Origin of the sequence: Desulfonatronovibrio magnus, assembly GCF_000934755.1 — a bacterium.
GTDB lineage: Bacteria > Desulfobacterota > Desulfovibrionia > Desulfovibrionales > Desulfonatronovibrionaceae > Desulfonatronovibrio > Desulfonatronovibrio magnus.
This window is the reverse complement of record NZ_JYNP01000055.1, coordinates 1-18064: the sequence shown is the minus strand read 5'-3', so window position 1 is coordinate 18064 and position 18064 is coordinate 1. Positions and strand designations below refer to the sequence as shown.

Sequence of the window (18064 nt, the reverse complement as noted above, 5' to 3'; positions counted from 1 at the left end):
TCTCCTTTTAAGTAGCCAGGAAATGGTAGCAAAATCAGACAGTTAGTAACTTACCGTTTCAATCCTGTAGAAAAAAACAAGAAAGTTTTTTTAATCTTGAAAGAGCAATAATGTCCAGTAACCTTATTCTTCAGCCTTCAGCCTTCAGCCTAAAAAAGTAAGGTTATCGCCCCAACTTAACGATCCTTGTTTAAATTGGGGTGAGGGTAAAGCCCACCTTAGGACTTTTGCTTTTACATAGCCCTTGTTCCCGGGGCTTTAGCCCGGGAACACATTAGTTTGTGGCTACATCCACATTTTGAATAAGCGGCTGAAGCCGCAAGAGCAATACGCTACCTGTAACCAGGAATGTCTCTATATATAAAGTTTGTAATTTTGCCTGTTATCAGTCAAATTGGCAATGTTTTGTTATATTCACCATTTTTTTCTCCTGCCTGAAGAGGCTGGGAGGTTTTTTCAGGATAATGTATGTCACATCTTTGTATTCATGGACACTTTTACCAGCCTCCGAGGTTTGATCCCTGGCTTGACGAAGTATTGCCCGAGGCCAGTGCAGCGCCTTTTCACAATTGGAACCAGCGTATTGACCGTGAATCATACGCTCCCCTGGCCTATGCCAGGAGAATGGATTCCCAGGGGTATGTATTCAACATAATTAATTGTTATGAATATATCAGTTTTAATTTTGGACCCACCCTGCTCAGCTGGATGGAAAGACACAGTCCGGATACATATGCCAGAATCCTTGAAGGCGACCGGAAAAGTATCCAGCACTTTGGTCATGGCAATGCCATGGCTCAAGCCTATCATCATATCATTATGCCCCTGTCCACTGATCATGACCGCAATATTGAAATCAGCTGGTCAATAGCTGACTTTGAACATAGATATCAGCGTAAGCCTGAAGGCATGTGGGTGGGCGAAACTGCAGTATGTACCGACACCCTGGAAGCTCTTGCTGCAGCGGGCATTAAATTTACCATCCTGGCCCCGAGACAGGCTGAATCTGTAGCTCCCTTGGACAGTGATGACTGGCGCAGGATTGATGAAGGTACCCTGGATACTGACCAGCCATATCTAATCCAGCTTCCCTCAGGTAATGAAATCAGTGTATTTTTTTACGATGGTCCTCTTTCCCAGGCAGTGGCATTTGAAAAACTTCTGCGAGATGGAGGGGGTTTCTGGCACAGGCTGACTTCCAGAAAAACAACAGCCATGCTGAGCCTGGCTACTGATGGTGAATCGTATGGTCATCACTTCAAGTTTGGAGAGATGGCTCTGGCTTATGCTCTGGAGCAGGCTCTCAAGGATGACAGTCCTTTGCAGCTGACTAATTATGCATCATATCTTGCCGAGAATCCACCCACCATGAAAGTCAGGATTTGGGAGAAATCATCGTGGAGTTGTGTTCATGGTGTTGAAAGGTGGCGAGATGACTGCGGATGCACTGATGGCGGGCACCCTGATTGGAACCAGAGGTGGCGCAGACCGTTGCGCAGGTCACTGAACCTGCTCAAGTATTACCTTGATGAGCATTACAGATACAAGGGGCCTGACTATTTCAAGGACCCACAACAGGCACTGCTTGATTATGGGCAATGCCTTTGCTCAGCCCTGACCAGGGATGATTTTATCGCCCGTCACCAGGTTAAAAATCTTGATGAATCCCAGAAGGTCAATGCTTTGAAGCTTCTGGAAATGCAGAGAGTTGGCCTGGCCAGTTTTGCCAGCTGCGCGTGGTTTTTTGATGAAGTATCCAGGATTGAGCCCCTCAATGCTTTGAGTTATGCCTTGAGAGGCTTGGAGATGATGCAGGATCTTGATGGACTGGATGTGGAAGAGCAGTTTCTTGAAGTCCTGGAAGAGGCCTTTTCCAATGATCAGCGCCTTGGAGATGGCAGAGAAGTCTGGCGTAAGCTTGTCAAACCCAGAAAAATAGGCCCGACCCAGCTTGCGGTGGTGGGCATAAGCCTGGGACGTGACAGGGAATTCATGAGCTTTCCAGGTATGGATTTTTCAGTACAGAAAAGTGATGGTCAGGTTGAGCTGAGTTATAAGTGGAATAAAACCGGTGAAACCAGTAAAGCCACCTTTACTTTGAAGGACAATAAGAACTGTGTCTGCCCATCTGTTTTTTCAGATGAAGACCGGGTGATGTCTCTTAATATGCTTGACAGAAGGCTCAGAGATTATATTTTACGCGTTCTGGAAAAAGACGCTGAATTACAGATCTGGTCTGTTGCAGCTGAACATGGGGCCAGGCTTGAACCTTTTCTCATCTGTCCCTTTGAAGAAGGACAATCTGTACCCCTGGCCGGTTCAGGAGCTGCAGGTCCGGGAATTATCCAGTACTTTTTGAGCCTTAATGATGCAGCAGAAGATTTCGAAAAATACTGGTCCGAGGTGATTAAGTATAATCCATACATAAAGCAGCTGCTTGAACAAAGGGTGACTAAAATTTTAGACAACCTGACAGATAAGGATGAGCCGGACTGGGGACGTGCTGCCAACCTCGCGTCAAGATCTGTTAGACTTGGCGTATTTCCAGATCTTTTTGCAGTGCAGAACAGGCTATGGGAGTCACGAAATCAGATTGATCATGATATTTTGAGACAACTATTTATAAGGCAGGGTTAAGCTTATGAATATCAAGGCATATTTTAACAGGTCTGCAGCACTGCACTTAGTGTTCTTGTTGACGGTTGCAGCCCTGGGGCTGGACATTTACATGCGTCTCAGTGGAGGGGGTAGTATTTGCCCCACAGAAGCCTGCGCCATTGTCGGAGATTTTGTGCGCTTAGACGAACATAGCCTGGTTACTGGAGGGCTGTTTTTTTTTACTCTGACCTGGGGGTTTTATTTTTTTGCTTCACGCTATGATAAAAAATGGCTGTGGCTGATTATCGGGGTGCTCATGGCTGGTGCTCTGGCCTTTGACGGCGCTCTTCTGGGATTTCAGTTTTTTTCTATTCAGGAACAATGTCATTTGTGCGTGGGAGTTGGGGCAGCACTGCTATTAACTCTGCTTCTTCTCAGCCTGGTGAGACGGCAGGTAACCGCACTGCTTCTCGGCCTGACCATCTGGGTGGGCGGAGGCATTGCCGGTGCCATGATCAGTATTCCGGACAGAGCACCCATGCTGGAACAGCTCCGGCCCATCACCTGGGCTGGACCTCAAGCCGGTTCATGGCCAGTATACCATTATTTTTTCAGTCTTCACTGCCCTCATTGTACTGATGTAATGGTTAATCTGGCCATGAATGATCCTGAAATCTTTACCTGGAAACTTTATCCCTTAGATACAGCCCCTCCGGATTTGCGCAAGCTGACTCGTATTTCTGAACTGAGCGACACTGATGATAATCTTTTTATGGAAATTGTGCGCCTGGAACAGCGCGGCACTGTCCCGGATGTGCAGGTAATGGACGGGCTGGCAGACGACATAGCCAGGATTAGGTCGTTTTTCAGGGCAAATGGTTTCAGAGGAGTGCCGGTAATGATTGCTGAGGAAAGTCAGGGGAGAAGGGTTGTACTGACCGGTGGGGGCAATATTCTCAATTACCTGCACCAGCAGGGTGCACTGGGTCCTCCGGGCTAAAGCGTGTTTAGCAAACAGGGCGGAAGGGGGAAGGCTGAAGGAAGAGGAAGAAGGGGGAAGGCTGAAGGCTGAAGGCTGAAGGCTGAAGGCTGAAGGAAGAGGGCTGATTTTTTTACTTGGAGACCTTTACTTTTTTTTGCGGTTGGGAAGTGCCTTGTTGATGAAATTGCGCCACAGGCTCCGTCTTGACCTGGCCAGGCGGGCTATGGCCAGCATTGTCTTAAATTTAAATCGGTCACGGCAGTACATCTTGAAAAACTTTTCCTGGTGCTGGTACAAATCCAGCCTGGCCAGGTCCAGGGCTCTATGCCAGATCCTTAGACTGGAAAAGTATTTTGCCCGGTTAAGGTCAATGATATTCAGCTCAAAACTGCCCGGACTTCCTGTAAGCAAAAAATTGCTCAAATTGAAATCCCGGTGCCATATCCCGTTATCGTGCATGTCCAAGGCATAATTTGCCAGCAGTTCAAGCACTTCATCACACAGAGGATCTTTTGGGCAGGTCTCTTTAATAAACTTTCTGAGAACGATGCAATTATCAACAGCCAGGGTTACATAACTGCTAACGGTTACAAAACCGAGCTTTCTTGACTCAACTGCAATAACGGGACTGGGTGTTGCAAGGCTGCTATGAACCAGGCGGATGGCGGTTTTGTAAGACTTAAACGCCTTGGACTCTTTGAACGGGCTGATTATCCAGGACAGGATGCCCCGGTGCCTGAATATTTTTATTACGTACTGAGTACGCGGACTTTTAGAGCAGGAAGGAAGTTCACCTGTCAGGATAAGGTTGGGTGTGTGCTTGATTATCCTGAGCTTCTTCAGGGGGGGGACAAGGCCAGGATCTGCTGGCGAACAGCCGCTGATCAGGCTGGTTATGTCTGCCAGGAAGCGCTTTTGCCCCATAAAACGCAAACCTGTTTTATACTTCGTATGCTTTGTCAGGATATATGTTAGTAACTCTGGTGCCAAATCTGATTACCAAAAATTATATTTTTTCCGGTCTGGGTTCTAAGCTTGAGATCATAATCAATCCAGTAAAGGTTGAGGCAGACGTGGGAACCAACAGGCCGGTCATCAAGTACCCAGCCAAGTTTCTGAAAACAACTTTGAAGCCTTTTCCTGCTGCTTCTGCTCATATTCAGCAGAAGCTGGCTGCAATGGACCCTTTTGTGATTCCGAATGTTTTCTTTAGAAGACCGCGCAGAATCGAACTGCTATCCAAGTACAAAAAAATGAAAGATTTTGTGCAGAATCGCAGAAATCCACAAAATTCTTTATGGTTTCAGACCATGATGAATGAAATAAGGCGCAAGGGTTTTGTTAAGCATAAGCATATGGTAATGTACAATGCCGACCATGTGGCAAACTTTTTTGAGTGCTATGTTCTAGATCTTGTAGAAAGTATGAGCACTCAAGGTTACCAGAAAAATAAGGCCGGTGATACGGGCTCAGCTATTGTTGGTCCTCAGGGACAATTGTATAAAAGCTGGTCAGGAAACCATCGTTTTTATGCAGCACGTATACTAAAAATCAGGCAGATGCCATTAAGAATTGTGGGCGTTCATGCACACTGGTTTAATAGCGTTGTGGGCTGCAGTTCCAGAGATATGCTCAGCAGGGTGCGCTGCGGACTTGAAAGCGTTGAACAGCATTACAGCAATTAGCATGACTTGCTCACACTGCAGCGACACTTTGCGTTAATTATTACCTTGGCCACCCTGGACAGGCACTTACCTGTAAAAAGGCTAAACTGTTACCAGCCCTGAGCCTGAAATGACTCCAATTACTGGCAGTTTTTCCAGCCGTGTTGCTGCAAAGCCTGCTTCGCCTGTTTCAGTCCACCTTTTCACACATTGCCCTTAACCAGTCAGGAACTTTAACTGGTTTGCCTCTGGTATTGACGCAGGCATGGCCTGTCTGCCCTGCAGTTAGAACCACCTTTTTGTCTTCACAAGTCACCTCGTAATCAAAAGTAAACGAAGCCCTGCGCCAGTTGCTGATGCCTGCCCTGATATAGATCAGGTCATCAAAGCGAGCCGGGCGAAAGTAGCGGCAGTATGCACTGGTTACCGGAAGATAGATGCCCTGTTCTTCTATGCGGGCATAGCTTATTCCCCGATCTCTTATATACTGGCTGCGCGATATTTCAAACCAGTGCAGATAGTTGGCATAATAAACAACTCCCATGGCATCGGTTTCACCGTAAGATACCCGGTGTGGATGCCAGGTTTCAGGCACTGGAAAATTGGAAGAAGGATTTTGCAAAATCAAATATCCTGCAGGTTAAGATTTTTGCTAAGGTCGTAATAGTTTAGTCATTTGCATGTGGCACGGGGACTGGCTCTTCTGGGACCCACTTGTCTCAAAAGTGAAACGTTTAAATCATCGGTTGATCCTCAAGTGGGGCCCAGAGTGCCTGTCCCCTACTTTCCTTAAAAAAGGGCTAAACTATTACCTAAGATCTAAATCCTGCCTTCAATGGCCAGGGGCAGAAGATCATGTCCTGATTCCACCAGGATTTCAGTCGACCTGGCTGCTTTCTCTGAAAATACTTGAGGCCCTGTAGTCTGGATCATACTGCTGTAGACCAGGAATGGTACCGGATCTCGAGAGTGCGTTCTGATGCGGATGGGAGTCAGATGATCACAGCAGATGATCATAATAAATTCCGAGCCTTGCAGGTGATTAAGCAAGGGGTTGACAATGAAACGGTCAAATCTGGATATGGCCTCGACCTTATCCTCCACACAACCCATATGCCCGCATTCATCAGGACCCTCAAGGTGTACAAAAACAAAATCGCCATGCTGCAGAAAATCCATGGCAGTCTGGGCCTTGCCCTGATAATTGGTATCCAGCAGACCTGTGGCTCCTGGTATGTCCAGTACTTTAAGCCCTGCTGCCAGGCCCAGCCCCTTAATGAGGTCCACCGCGGAAATGACCGCACCGCTAAGACCATACCTGTCAGTAAACAAGGGCAGGCTTAGAGGCGGACCCTGTCCCCATGGCCAGACAGCATTGGCCTTGTGAGGGCTGCATTCCGTAGCAAGCAAGTGGTTGCATTTGTTTACAACTTCCCACAAAGGCAGATATTGCTGATATTGAACCATGTCCGGGGAAACAGGCTGATCAAGGATGTCGTGGGGAGGTCTGATCTGGATATCTCTGGCTGAAGTATTCATGCCGTTTTTCTGAACAATAAGGTGGCGGTACTGCACACCCGGGTGAATGGTGAATTCCTGTGTGCCGGCTTGATCCTGCAGTTTGTGCATGAGAGGAGTTGATGCCTCTGATGTTATGTGCCCTGCTGAGTAATCACGCATAACCATATTTTCATCTTGTCCAGCCAGGGTGACCAGGTTGCAGCGCCATACAAGATCGTCGGAGTCCGGCTTCAAGCCTTGAGCCGCAGCTTCTATTGGTCCGCGTCCGGTATGGTATTTAACCGGATCATAGCCCAGCAGAGCCATATTGGCGATATCTGATCCCGGAGGCATCTGCTGTGGTATGGTCTGACAGAGACCAACCTTAGATAATGCGGCCAGGGAGTCCATGGCTGGAGTTTCAGCTGCCTCCATGGGGGTCTGATTGTCCAGTTCAGGGATGGGCCAGTCGCCCATGCCGTCGGCTACAAGCATAAGAACCTTGGTCATCACAAAATCCTGTAGTGTACTGTTGGCGCAGTGATGAAATCAAATTCATCAATAACCTTCAGTGCTGAGTTTATGGCCTTTAACTGTGCCCTGTGAGTCAGAAAGACTATGGGGACGTTCTTGCCTTGAGGTCCGGGCTTTTGCACTGCCTGGGCTATGCTGATGTTATGCTCTCCCAGGACCCCGGTAACCGCTGACAGAACTCCTGGTTTGTCCAAGGCTGTCATGCGGAAATAGTGCTCAGAAACACCAAGGTCAGGCTCAACGATTCTCGCTGAAGGTAATGTCCTTTCCCTGAACCCGGTATTATTAATCTGGGCATGACTTATGGCCAGCGCCATAATATCGGCCAGAACAGCGCTTCCTGTGGGCAGATCGCCGGCACCCTGACCGTAAAGCATAATGGGGCCCACTGCATTGCCTTCGAGAAGGATGGAATTGAAGGGGCCATCCACCTTGGCCAGAATATGATTTTTGGGCAAAAGGGCCGGGAACACACCTGCCTGCAGATGGCCTGATTTTTCCCGTACCTGGGCGATCAGTTTCAACACATAACCAAATTCACCGGCCAGCGATATATCTGTTGCCTGAACCTTGGATACTCCCTGAACAGGAAGAATTTTCAGGGGATAATCAGCTCCGTGGGCCAGGCGTATCAGTATGACCAGCTTATGCGCTGCATCCATCCCTTCAATGTCTAAGGCAGGATCAGCCTCGGCATAGCCAAGATCCTGGGCAGCCTTCAGGGCCTCACTGAAATCATGGCCCCTGGCAGTCATTTCACTCAGGATAAAGTTGGCTGTGCCATTGAGGATGCCGGTGATGGATTTGATTTTGTTGCCCGCCAGACTGTCCTTGAGGGTTTGTACAATGGGTATTCCTCCGGCAACACTGGCCTCGTAATAAAGCCCCTGATTCTGGTCATGAGCCAGGGCAAAAAGTTCATTGCCGTACTCAGCCAGCAGGGCCTTGTTGGCAGTAACAACATGTTTGCCGCTTTTGAGGCCAGCCTCAATGAGCTTGCGGGGTATTTCCGTACCGCCCATAAGTTCCACCAGAATATCGGTTTCCTGGTCTTCAAGAATATCGTCAAGATTGTCGGTGAATCTGGTCTCAGGTCCGGGAATAAAAGATCTGACCTTGGAAGTATCCCGAACCAGGACCTTGGTTATAACCAGTTTTTTGCCGATTCTTCGTTCAATCCATTCATTGTTTTCCTGGATTATTCTGGCCAGTCCGGTTCCTACAGTGCCAAAACCTGCCAGAGCCAGATTGATTACATCTTTATCCATTATCCCCCCAGAACTTTTTTAATGCCGCGAAGGGCCTGATTGATGCGGTGTCTGTTTTCTACAAGGGCAAATCGCACATGATCATCACCGTAATGACCAAAGCCAAGACCCGGTGATACAGCCACCTTGCCTTCCTGAAGCAGAAGCTTGGAGAATTCCACTGACCCGAGTTTCTTAAATTCATCGGGTATTCGGGCCCATACAAACATGGTAGCCTTGGGTTTTTCCACTGCCCATCCAATTCTGTTAAGACCCTCCACGAGAGCGTTGCGCCGGTCTTCGTAGATATCCACGATTTCCTGGACACAATCCTGAGGACCATTGAGGGCAATGATGGAGGCTATCTGAATGGGTTGAAATATGCCATAGTCAAGATAGCTTTTGATTCTTGTCAGAGCGTTGACCAGGGTGGAGTTGCCGCAGCAGAATCCCATGCGCCAGCCCGGCATGGAATAACTTTTGGACAGGGAAAAGAATTCAACACCTATGTCTTTGGCACCGGGTATCTCGAGGAAGCTGGGTGCTTTATATCCATCAAAACAAAGATCAGCATAAGCAAGATCATGAATTACATAGATCTTATGTTCCTTTGCAAAATCAACAATCTTCTGAAAAAAGTTCAGGTCCACAGTAGCTGTGGTGGGATTGTGCGGATAGCAGATAATCAGGACTTTGGGCTGAGGCCAGGTCTGTCTTGTAGCTACAAGCAGATCTTCGAAAAAATCGCGGTCCAGTCCAATGGGGATTCTCCTGACGTCTGCACCAGCGATGATGGCTGAGTAAGGATGAATGGGGTAGGTTGGGTCCTGTGAAAAAACTACATCCCCGGGGCTGAGCATGGCCATAGCGAGGTGTGACAGTCCTTCTTTGGCACCCATGGTGGCAATGGCCTCTGTTTCAGGGTTCAGATCTACGTTGTAGCGCCTTTTATACCAGTCGCAAATGGCCCGGCGCAGATTGGGAATCCCGCGCGAGGCTGAATAGCGATGATTGACTTCTTTCCGGGCAGCTTCCACAAGCTTGTCGACAATGTGTTTAGGGGTTGCCAGATCTGGATTGCCCATGCCAAGGTCAATAATATCCTCGCCTTGACGGCGCATCTGCATTTTCAGTTCATTAACAATGGCAAAGACATAGGGAGGGAGTCGGTTTATTCTGGCGAATTCGGACATATGGAGCTCCTTTTTGAGAATAATAAAAATCAGTTTTAGTCAAACCGCAGCACCAGTGCATATTATCCGCTGCAGCAGCCATGATTCCCTGGCAAATGCAGCAACCTGTTTATGATAATAGTTTTTATTTTGGACAAATGTCAAATAATATGGTTGACGGCAATCAGGGATTTAGATAATTTGTGATCTTATCGCAAGGGCTTATTACATATTTGCCCGCTGAGTTAAGGAGAGGTGGCCGAGCTGGCTGAAGGCGCGCGCCTGCTAAGCGTGTATGGGCTTAACCGTCCATCGAGGGTTCAAATCCCTCCCTCTCCGCCATTTACCTGTCCACCCCCTGATATTATAAAGCCCACAAATCGCTCTACAAAGATCCTTTCTGCTATTTTAGCAGTCTATAAATGACCACTGAAATCCTATTGATACATCATAGATTGTGCGGACAGTGCCAGCATAATCCGGTCACTTGCTTTCCCAAAAGATTAACAGCCAGAATATGTGGTCAGCGCCTGCACAGTTTACTTTATCCTCCTATGGTACTTACATAGAAGCTCCTCACAGGGTCCCCGGGACCGAACTTGTGAGTAACTGTCTTTATAGTGGAGCCTGCATCCTGCAGGCTATTTAATTCCAGGCGGCTGGAAGCCGCCTCCACCTTGAAGAACAGTCCCATATCTGGAAATTGGGACAGTCCCCGCGAGGTGCTACAAACAAGACTGATGCTGCATTGGTTCCTGGAGGAAATTTGCTTCAATGGAAAAATTTACACAGCGAGGGACAGTCCCCCTCCGGGCTGTAAGCCTCCGGGCAGGAAGCTGTGCTAAGCGCAAAGTTTCCATCTTTGACGGAATTTTTCTGGTGATTGAGAATCAATCATAAGTAAAAATATTACCCCTCATTCCCAGGCTGGAGCTTGAGAACAAGGAAAAGCCTGGATTCCGGCTTTCGCCGGAATGACGATAAAGAGTAATAGCTTGCTTTAACCGTCACCCCGGACTTGATCCGGGGTCCAGTTTTTTTGAAGTTACTTGTAAGCTCCTCACCTGGGGGGGACCGGGACCGAACTTGTGAGTAACTAAAAAATCAGCCTTTACGCGTTAGGGATTGCCGCGCTCGAAAACTCGCTCGCAATGACATCTGAAGTGTCTGGGATGTGGTTGCTGAAAACCTGTCACCCACGAGGGAGCCTGAGAGACCGGAGCAATCTGTATGGTAAAGACATAATGCTCTGAATTTATTGCTAATTTGGTTCTGGTTACTTAGAAGCTCCTCACCCGGGCGGACCGGGACCGAACGTGTGAGTAACTTTACGAGTCTGTCACTTTTCTGGAAATTGGGACAGTCCCCGCGAGGTACTATAAAAAAGTTTGATGCTGCATTGGTCCCTGGAAGAAATTGGCTTTAATGACAAAATTTACACAGCGAGGGACAGTCCCCCTCCGGGCTGTAAGCCTCCGGGCAGGAAGCTGTGCCAGGCTCAAAGTTCCCATCTTTGACGGAACTTTGCTGGCAAATGTACATGAATCATAAGCAAAAATCATAAAAATGTGAAAATTGTAACCATCTGAATTTATTAGCAAAACGATTCTAGTTACTTGTAAGTTGAAAAGAAAAGCAGAATTTTGCAAAATGGCTGAAAATGGTCATGAGACACTGCGTTCTTTACGTGACTTGAGAATTGGGTATAATTTTTTTCAGAGTGAATATGGCAATCTAATGAAATGATACTAAAAATCTTCGTGAGTTTGGAGAGGAAAATTCAAGGTAAAAAAGACCTAAGAAGGTGGTTATAATGAGCGAATTACTTCAATCTGGTCATGAGCAGCTTTCGGATCATGAGCTGGAAGAACTGGCAGGTTTTCTTGGTGAAGGTCCAGAGTCCATGAACATTGAAATGATGGATGGTTTTCTGGCAGCGATTGTCTGTTCACCGGAGCTGGTCATGCCCGGTGATTTTTTGCACTATATCTGGGGAGAGGAACGTGAATTTGAAACAGCTGAGCAGGCCCAAAAGTATGCGGGACTGATTCTCAGGCACTGGAATTCCATTATAAGTCAGCTTGATAATAACGATGTTTTCATTCCTTTCATGCTTGAACATGAGGAAGGATACATTGGCAATGACTGGGCTTCCGGCTTTCTGTTTGGCATTAATCTGTGAGGAGATGGCTGGCATGCGTATATTGAAGACGATGACCAATCATATGCCTTGATTCCAATTTTGCTGCTTGCTAACGAACAAAACCCTGATTCCAAGCTATGGCCAGGCCCTATCCCTTCAGACGAGCGAAAAGAAATACTGACCACTCTGGCTGTAGGTGTTCCCAAGATTTATGATTATTTTGATCAGCAAAGAAAATCAAATGCTTCACGTCTCCAACAGGAACAGCGCGGAACAATAAAGCGGTCAGCCCGCAAAATCGGAAGAAATGAACCATGCCCATGCGGCAGCGAAAAAAAATTTAAAAAATGTTGCGGCATGAATTAAGCGTTATTGAGGCTGCAGGCGCATAAAACATGACGAGCCAAATGGTGCAAACCTTGCTCTCAGGAATAGAATATCGAATTATCTGTTTGAAAAATGCATGCATATTTCAATTTATGATTGAAATTTGCAAAACAATGCTCTGGGCAGGTGATTTTTTTTAAGCTGGAGAGTTCTCTCCAGCCACATGTAGCCCTTTTTTGTGCTCAGGCCCACGAAATTTGGATAGTGGTAAACATTTGCGGTTTATGAAGATATTTTTGGCTGAATTTCTTGCTGCGCAGCTTTTTTCAGATAAATCATTCAATCAGAATGTATCTGTTTAACGCTTTGGATGTGGCACGGCTTCCTGCCCGGAGGGATACAGCCCGGAGGGGGACTGGCTCTTCCGGGACCCACTTGTGCCAAAAATGAGTCACTTTGAGCACAAATTGATGCTCAAGTGGGTCCCGGAGTGCCTGTCCCCTGCTTTCCTTAAAAGCGCTAAACAGATACATCAGAATAAGGAGTGAAGAAATGGCTTTTTTGCCACCAGAGAGAGACTGGAAGTACATACGTAAAATAAAAAATGATTTACTTTGCTCCCTGTGCACCCGGATCAACAGTAAATCCATGGACATCCTCAGACAGGGTGAGGGTTCTGAGTATGATAAATACATTGCCCTGTACCGGCACATTGAAAAATCAGACCGGATTGTTGGAGATTGCTTCAATGATTTTAAGCGGTCAAGCTTTTTGATGAAGCTGACACATCTTCAGTTTCACGGTATACTGAAAGATGAGCACATTGAAAATTTATCGCCTGAGACAAGAGAGAGTCTAAAAGCAATAAAAGTGATGACCAGTCCCTGAGGCTGAAGCTTCCCGCAGATTTGCGTTAAAGCATTTAAACCACACAGGATCTGGATTTTGCTGCAATACCATCAAATCTGTTATCAGGCTGTCCAGATGTTCTGATCTTGCCCAAAACCATGCAGGGCAAGCAACTTACTAAATTTGTTTCTCTGTTGCGTTAGATCCGCTTTCAAACAAAGGTCTGGCCATGATTCGCATTGGACATTATTTTTCAACCGTCGGCCTGCTTGTGGGCACTTCTTTTTTTGCGCTCTCCCTGACTCCAAGCCTGGTGCCCCGTGGGGATACTGTTCAGGGTATCATTTCAGGCTTATCCATGGCTGCCGGGTATGCAACCGGTGTACTTGGTTGTGTGCTGTGGCGCTATTTTGAGCTGCCTTGCCCATCAAAACGCATTCAGCGCATCATTCATGCTGTTGTTGCAAGTCTTTGCGCTTTGCTGGCCATCAGTTTTCTTCTGCAGGCCAGTCAGTGGCAGAATGATATACGCGCTCTCATGGGCATGGAGGAAGTCCCGGGTGTGCGGGCACTGTGGGTTGGTCTGGTGGCAGTGCTGGTGTTTCTAAGCTTGCTGGCACTGGGTAAGCTATTTACAGCCATCAGAAAATTCTTTTCGCACCATTTACGCCGTGTCGTGCCCCACAGGGTCTCTGTGGTGACTGGTTTGCTCATGTCGTTCTATCTTTTCTGGGCCATGATGAACGGAGTTCTTTTTTCATCACTTTTGAGAAGCGCAGATTATTCTCATCAACAGGTTGATGCCCTGATTGAACCCGAACAGTCCCAGCCTCAGGATGCCCTGCGCGCTGGCAGCCCGGAGTCGCTGATTTCCTGGGAAACCATGGGGCGACAGGGCCGTCGTTATTTAGCGGGTGGCCCTACAGCACAGGATATTGCAGTGTTTACAACAGAGCAGACAAAAGATCCTTTGAGAGTCTACGTTGGTCTGAATGCTGCTGAAACACCACAGGAGCGAGCCGACCTGGCTCTGGCCGAGCTTGAGCGGATTGGCGGTTTCAATCGCTCCCTGCTGGTACTCATTGCTCCCACTGGCACTGGCTGGATTGATCCGGCAGGGGTGGATACTTTAGAGTATCTGCACCGGGGTGATGTGGCCAGTGTTGCTGCTCAGTACAGCTATCTGCCAAGCCCATTATCGGTGGTGGCTGACGGCAACTATGGAGTAGAGAGTACCCGTGCCCTGTTTGAGGCTGTTTATGGCCGCTGGCGTGACTTGCCGGAGAACGAAAGACCTGCCCTCTATTTGTTTGGATTGAGCCTGGGTGCCATGAATCTGGATCGCTCCTTTGATTTCTACGATATTATTGATGATCCTTTCAATGGTGCTCTCTGGGTTGGCCCGCCTTTCCGGATGGACACATGGAGAGATATAACTCAACGCCGTCGGCCCGGCACGCCGGAGTGGCTGCCCAGCTTCCGGGATGACTCTGTGGTTCGGTTTGCCAACCAGGCAGGGGGGTTAGATCAGGGTGAAGCCCCCTGGGGCGACTTTCGTATTGCGTTTCTGCAGTATGCCAGCGATCCCATCACTTTTTTTTCTCCGGATTCATTCTATCAGGAACCTGCATGGATGCGGGATCCTCGCGGCCCGGATGTGTCCTCGGACCTGCGCTGGTTCCCCATTATCACCATGCTTCAGCTTGCTGCTGATATGGCAGCTGGAAAATCTCCACCAGGCTACGGCCATGAATATGCTGCAGAACATTATTTTGATGCCTGGGTGGCATTAACAGAGCCGCCAGGCTGGGATGATGATGCCTTGTCGCTCTTGCGCGAACATTTCAGTGAAATAAAATAGCAATTGTTAATGCCGGCTGTGCCCACAACCCAAATTCAACAAGAATCGTTAAGTTGTGGTTATACAGGCTGAAGGCTTAGAAGGCTGAAGGCTGAAGGTTGAAGGTTGAAGGTTGAAGGCTAAAAAGGCTGAAGGCTGAAGAATTAAAATCAAAATGGAGCCCAATTAAGAGATAACAGGCAACCCAGGGCTGATTATGAAGTTTCCGTATGGTATATCCAATTTTCGAGAGATTACTTTAAGTGACTACTTTTACGCTGACCGCACCAGCCGCATCCCCTTGCTGGAGCATGGTAAATACCAGCTTTTTATTCGCCCCAGACGATTCGGCAAGACTTTGCTCCTTTCAACATTATTCAACTATTATGACCTGGCTTCAGCTCATCTTTTTGATGATATGTTTGGACATTTATCCATAGGAAAGAATCCTACCCCTTATCGCAATAAATATTTTATTCTGCAGTGGGATTTTTCATGTGTTGACCCTACAGGGAATGTCCAGCAGATAAAGCGGGCTTTGCATAATCACATCAATGTTCGCATTGAAGGTTTTTTGAAGTATTATCAAGAATTTGATATTCAGAGTGTAAACATCAATCCCGACGATGCTCTCAGTTCCATAGATTCACTGGTTTACTCTTTGCGCATGAGCGGTCATCCTCTTTACCTGCTCATTGACGAATATGATAATTTCGCCAATGAAGTTATGATGGGGGCAGCCATGGACAACAAGCGCCGCTATGAGGCATTGGTCTTTGAGGAAGGGCCTTTGCGAACACTGTTTAAGGCTGTCAAGTCAGCCACCAGCCAGTCGCTTATTGACCGCATTTTTATTACCGGAGTCTCGCCGGTGGTTATGAGTGATATCACCAGCGGATTTAATATTGCCAGAAATATTTACCTGAACCAGCAGCATAATGATCTTTGCGGTTTTACATTATTAGAAACACAGAAGGCAGTTGAAGCAGTTGCAGAAGATTGCGGCTTTGATGAAAGTGCAGGCCTTGGTGCAGCATCCATGATTAAAATCTGGTATGATGGCTACCTGTTCAGCCCTGATGCCAGAAACATGGTCATCAATCCCACACTGGCACTTTTTTTTCTTGATACCCTGGAACAGGAATGTACCTATCCCCGCAATATGCTGGATGATAATATGGCCACTGACCGCAGCAAGCTGGAATATATTTCTCAAATTCCAGGTGGTGGTCAGCTGCTGCTGGACCTGACTACGGATGGCTATGTAGTAGAAGTTGATGATATTGTCAGCAGGTTCGGCATGCGGGATATGCTCAGGGATCAGAGCAAGGACAATAGCTTCATGGTTTCGCTGCTCTACTATTTCGGAGTGCTTTCATTACAGGGCAGGACAGATCTGGGCAAGCTGATCCTGCGGGTGCCAAATCTTGTAATACGAAAGCTTTATGTGGAGCAGATCGCTGAAATGCTTCTGCCTGACCCCATACGCAGAGATGAAGGAAAATGGGCTGCTGAAAAACTTTATCAGACAGGCGATATGGATCCCATCTGTCGGTTCATAGAGCAGAAGTATTTCAAGGTTTTTCACACTGCAGACTACCGCTGGGCCAATGAACTGACTGTAAAAACCGCTTTTCTCACCCTGCTCTACAACGACAATCTATACGTCATGGATTCAGAATTAGAGATTGAACGAGGCCGGACGGACCTGACCATGATTATCCGCCCTGACGCACGGCAATACAAAATTCTGGACATACTTGTGGAGTTCAAGTTCGTCAGCCTCAAGGACGCTGGAACAGGCGGAGAAGAAGTTAGAACCATGGACAGAGAAAAGCTTGAGTCCATGAAGCTCATGCAACAGGCCATGGCCGAGGCCAGGGAACAGGTGCGCAGGAACATGGAGAGCTTAAGCAGGAAGCACGACCACCTGCGACTGCGCGGTTATGCTGTGGTCAGCCTTGGATTTGAGAGGATATGGTGGGAAGAGGTCTATTCCGGGCCTTGATGGTAAACTATTACAAGGATTATGAACATGAAAGCAAAACCAGATTACTTTAGAAAAATCGAAGAATTAAGCGACCTGCTTCAAAATGCAGTGGACATCGTTGAGGTGGGAAAATACTTTCTCGACCACTTTCCTGATGACAGAAGTTTTATGTCAGCAGGAAAGTTAGTAAAAGATAAACTGATGAAGCAGGTCCTTAAAGAGGTCGGCAAGCAGTTTGTAAGGCCGGATGCTAAAATTACCAATATGTTGATTACCTACAATAAAGAGTTCGACTTTTACCACGGCCCTTTTTTTCTTGGAGGAAAGCCTTCAAGCTTCTTCTATTATGCTAAGCTCCAAATAGGAATGGTCATTATTATCCAGAGCATGGGAGAAGATCCCAACACTTCGTTTGTAAGATTCAGGGCAGCCAAGCTTCCAAGAAAAGGAGTTACAGTTGTGCCTCACAATCCTACAATACAGTAATTGACATTAGAGCTTTCAAATGTAGCTACAGGGTAAACGTGCTGAGGTCTGACTCAAAATGGCTGCCAGCCCCAAGAACTGTTCTGTTATACCATCAGCTGCGCACTGCTCAATTAAGGTCAGCGGCAATTTCTTCCAGCTCTTTGCGGGCCTCGTCAGTTTCAAATTCTTCCACGAGTCTGTAAGCCTCCTGCAGTCTGGTCTGCAAATCAGAAGACACCGGCATCTGCAATAGCTCCTGCAGTTTTTCCATGGCCTGACTGATGTTTTCGTCCAGCAGCATGGATGCCTCCTGGACCAGGGCTGCAGCCTGTTTAATGTCTACTGTGCCCGGTTCTACAGTTTGCTGATGGTGGGGGGGAGAGGCCAGGATTTTCTGCAAAGACTCCTGTACTGTATTCATGCTGGACCTGGCTGTGGCAAACAACTGATTCAGGTCCCGGGCCTGGCCTTTAATGCCTTGTTCCAAAGCCGCTGCAGCCTTGTAAAGCTCCTGCATACCCAGATTGCCAGCTGTACCTTTTAGGGTGTGGGCCAGACGTAAAGCCTCCTGAAGCTGATTTTCCTGCAGCATACGTTCTATCTGCTGGATGGAATCCAGATACTTGTTCTGAAATTTGCCAAGCATTCCGGTATACAGAGCCTGATTACCTGAAGCCTTAGACAGGCCAAGGCTGGTATTCACACCAGGCATCCGAGGCAAAGACTCTGCACTTTCAGGCATTATGGGTT

General features: G+C 47.4%; 15 protein-coding genes and 1 tRNA gene. 10 read left to right on the top strand and 6 right to left on the bottom strand.

Annotated features, from left to right (window positions below; translation table 11 throughout):
• Positions 1-468 precede the first annotated feature (468 nt).
• Positions 469-2637: a DUF3536 domain-containing protein gene (locus tag LZ23_RS07220; RefSeq protein WP_045212855.1), complete on the top strand. Its 2169-nt coding sequence runs from the start codon at positions 469-471 to the stop codon at positions 2635-2637.
• 4 nt (positions 2638-2641) lie between these two features.
• Positions 2642-3598, top strand: coding sequence for a hypothetical protein (locus tag LZ23_RS07215; protein WP_045212853.1), 957 nt, complete (start codon positions 2642-2644; stop codon positions 3596-3598).
• Between the two features lie 126 nt (positions 3599-3724).
• On the opposite strand, the gene LZ23_RS07210 is transcribed toward LZ23_RS07215, so the two are convergent.
• The gene (locus LZ23_RS07210) at positions 3725-4504 is read right to left on the bottom strand and encodes a lipopolysaccharide kinase InaA family protein (RefSeq protein ID WP_045212852.1); all 780 of its coding nucleotides are present in this window, start codon (positions 4502-4504) and stop codon (positions 3725-3727) included.
• A 44-nt stretch (positions 4505-4548) separates the two neighbouring features.
• Here LZ23_RS07210 and LZ23_RS07205 point away from each other — a divergent pair, with 44 nt between their 5' ends.
• Positions 4549-5265, top strand: coding sequence for a hypothetical protein (locus tag LZ23_RS07205; RefSeq protein ID WP_045212850.1), 717 nt, complete (start codon positions 4549-4551; stop codon positions 5263-5265).
• 169 nt (positions 5266-5434) lie between these two features.
• Here the strand turns inward: LZ23_RS07205 and LZ23_RS07200 are convergent, their stop codons facing one another.
• The 4 genes from LZ23_RS07200 to alaC form a co-directional block, all read right to left on the bottom strand.
• Positions 5435-5866, bottom strand: a complete 432-nt coding sequence (locus LZ23_RS07200; RefSeq protein WP_045212848.1) for an acyl-CoA thioesterase — start codon at positions 5864-5866, stop codon at positions 5435-5437.
• A gap of 197 nt (positions 5867-6063) precedes the next feature.
• Positions 6064-7254 carry a cofactor-independent phosphoglycerate mutase gene (locus LZ23_RS07195; RefSeq protein WP_045212846.1) on the bottom strand — a complete coding sequence of 397 codons (1191 nt, stop codon included), beginning with the start codon at positions 7252-7254 and terminating at the stop codon, positions 6064-6066.
• A complete protein-coding gene (locus LZ23_RS07190; RefSeq protein WP_045212844.1) occupies positions 7254-8546 on the bottom strand; it encodes a homoserine dehydrogenase in 1293 nt (430 codons plus the stop codon). Before LZ23_RS07190 ends, LZ23_RS07195 begins: the two co-directional genes overlap by 1 nt.
• Positions 8546-9718, bottom strand: coding sequence for an alanine transaminase (alaC, locus tag LZ23_RS07185; RefSeq protein ID WP_045212842.1), 1173 nt, complete (start codon positions 9716-9718; stop codon positions 8546-8548). Before alaC ends, LZ23_RS07190 begins: the two co-directional genes overlap by 1 nt.
• Positions 9719-9946: 228 nt before the next feature.
• Between alaC and LZ23_RS07180 the strand changes: the two genes are divergently transcribed.
• The 7 genes from LZ23_RS07180 to LZ23_RS07140 all read left to right on the top strand — a co-directional run bounded on the left by LZ23_RS07180 (position 9947) and on the right by LZ23_RS07140 (position 17332).
• Positions 9947-10039: transfer RNA gene (locus LZ23_RS07180), tRNA-Ser, on the top strand.
• Between the two features lie 1471 nt (positions 10040-11510).
• Positions 11511-11879: a UPF0149 family protein gene (locus tag LZ23_RS22415; RefSeq protein WP_052507189.1), complete on the top strand. Its 369-nt coding sequence runs from the start codon at positions 11511-11513 to the stop codon at positions 11877-11879.
• A 48-nt stretch (positions 11880-11927) separates the two neighbouring features.
• Positions 11928-12206 carry an SEC-C metal-binding domain-containing protein gene (locus LZ23_RS24955; RefSeq protein ID WP_232300433.1) on the top strand — a complete coding sequence of 93 codons (279 nt, stop codon included), beginning with the start codon at positions 11928-11930 and terminating at the stop codon, positions 12204-12206.
• 513 nt (positions 12207-12719) lie between these two features.
• Positions 12720-13055 (top strand): hypothetical protein, encoded by a 336-nt coding sequence (locus LZ23_RS07155; protein WP_157493125.1) that lies wholly within the window; start codon positions 12720-12722, stop codon positions 13053-13055.
• 190 nt (positions 13056-13245) lie between these two features.
• Positions 13246-14877, top strand: a complete 1632-nt coding sequence (locus tag LZ23_RS07150) for an alpha/beta hydrolase (RefSeq protein WP_045212833.1) — start codon at positions 13246-13248, stop codon at positions 14875-14877.
• Positions 14878-15073: 196 nt separating this feature from the next.
• Positions 15074-16864: an AAA family ATPase gene (locus LZ23_RS07145; RefSeq protein ID WP_045212831.1), complete on the top strand. Its 1791-nt coding sequence runs from the start codon at positions 15074-15076 to the stop codon at positions 16862-16864.
• A gap of 27 nt (positions 16865-16891) precedes the next feature.
• Positions 16892-17332, top strand: coding sequence for a hypothetical protein (locus LZ23_RS07140; RefSeq protein WP_045212830.1), 441 nt, complete (start codon positions 16892-16894; stop codon positions 17330-17332).
• A 109-nt stretch (positions 17333-17441) separates the two neighbouring features.
• Here the strand turns inward: LZ23_RS07140 and LZ23_RS07135 are convergent.
• Positions 17442-18064, bottom strand: a 623-nt coding sequence (locus LZ23_RS07135) for an Hpt domain-containing protein (protein WP_045212828.1), incomplete at its 5' end; no start/stop codon positions are given.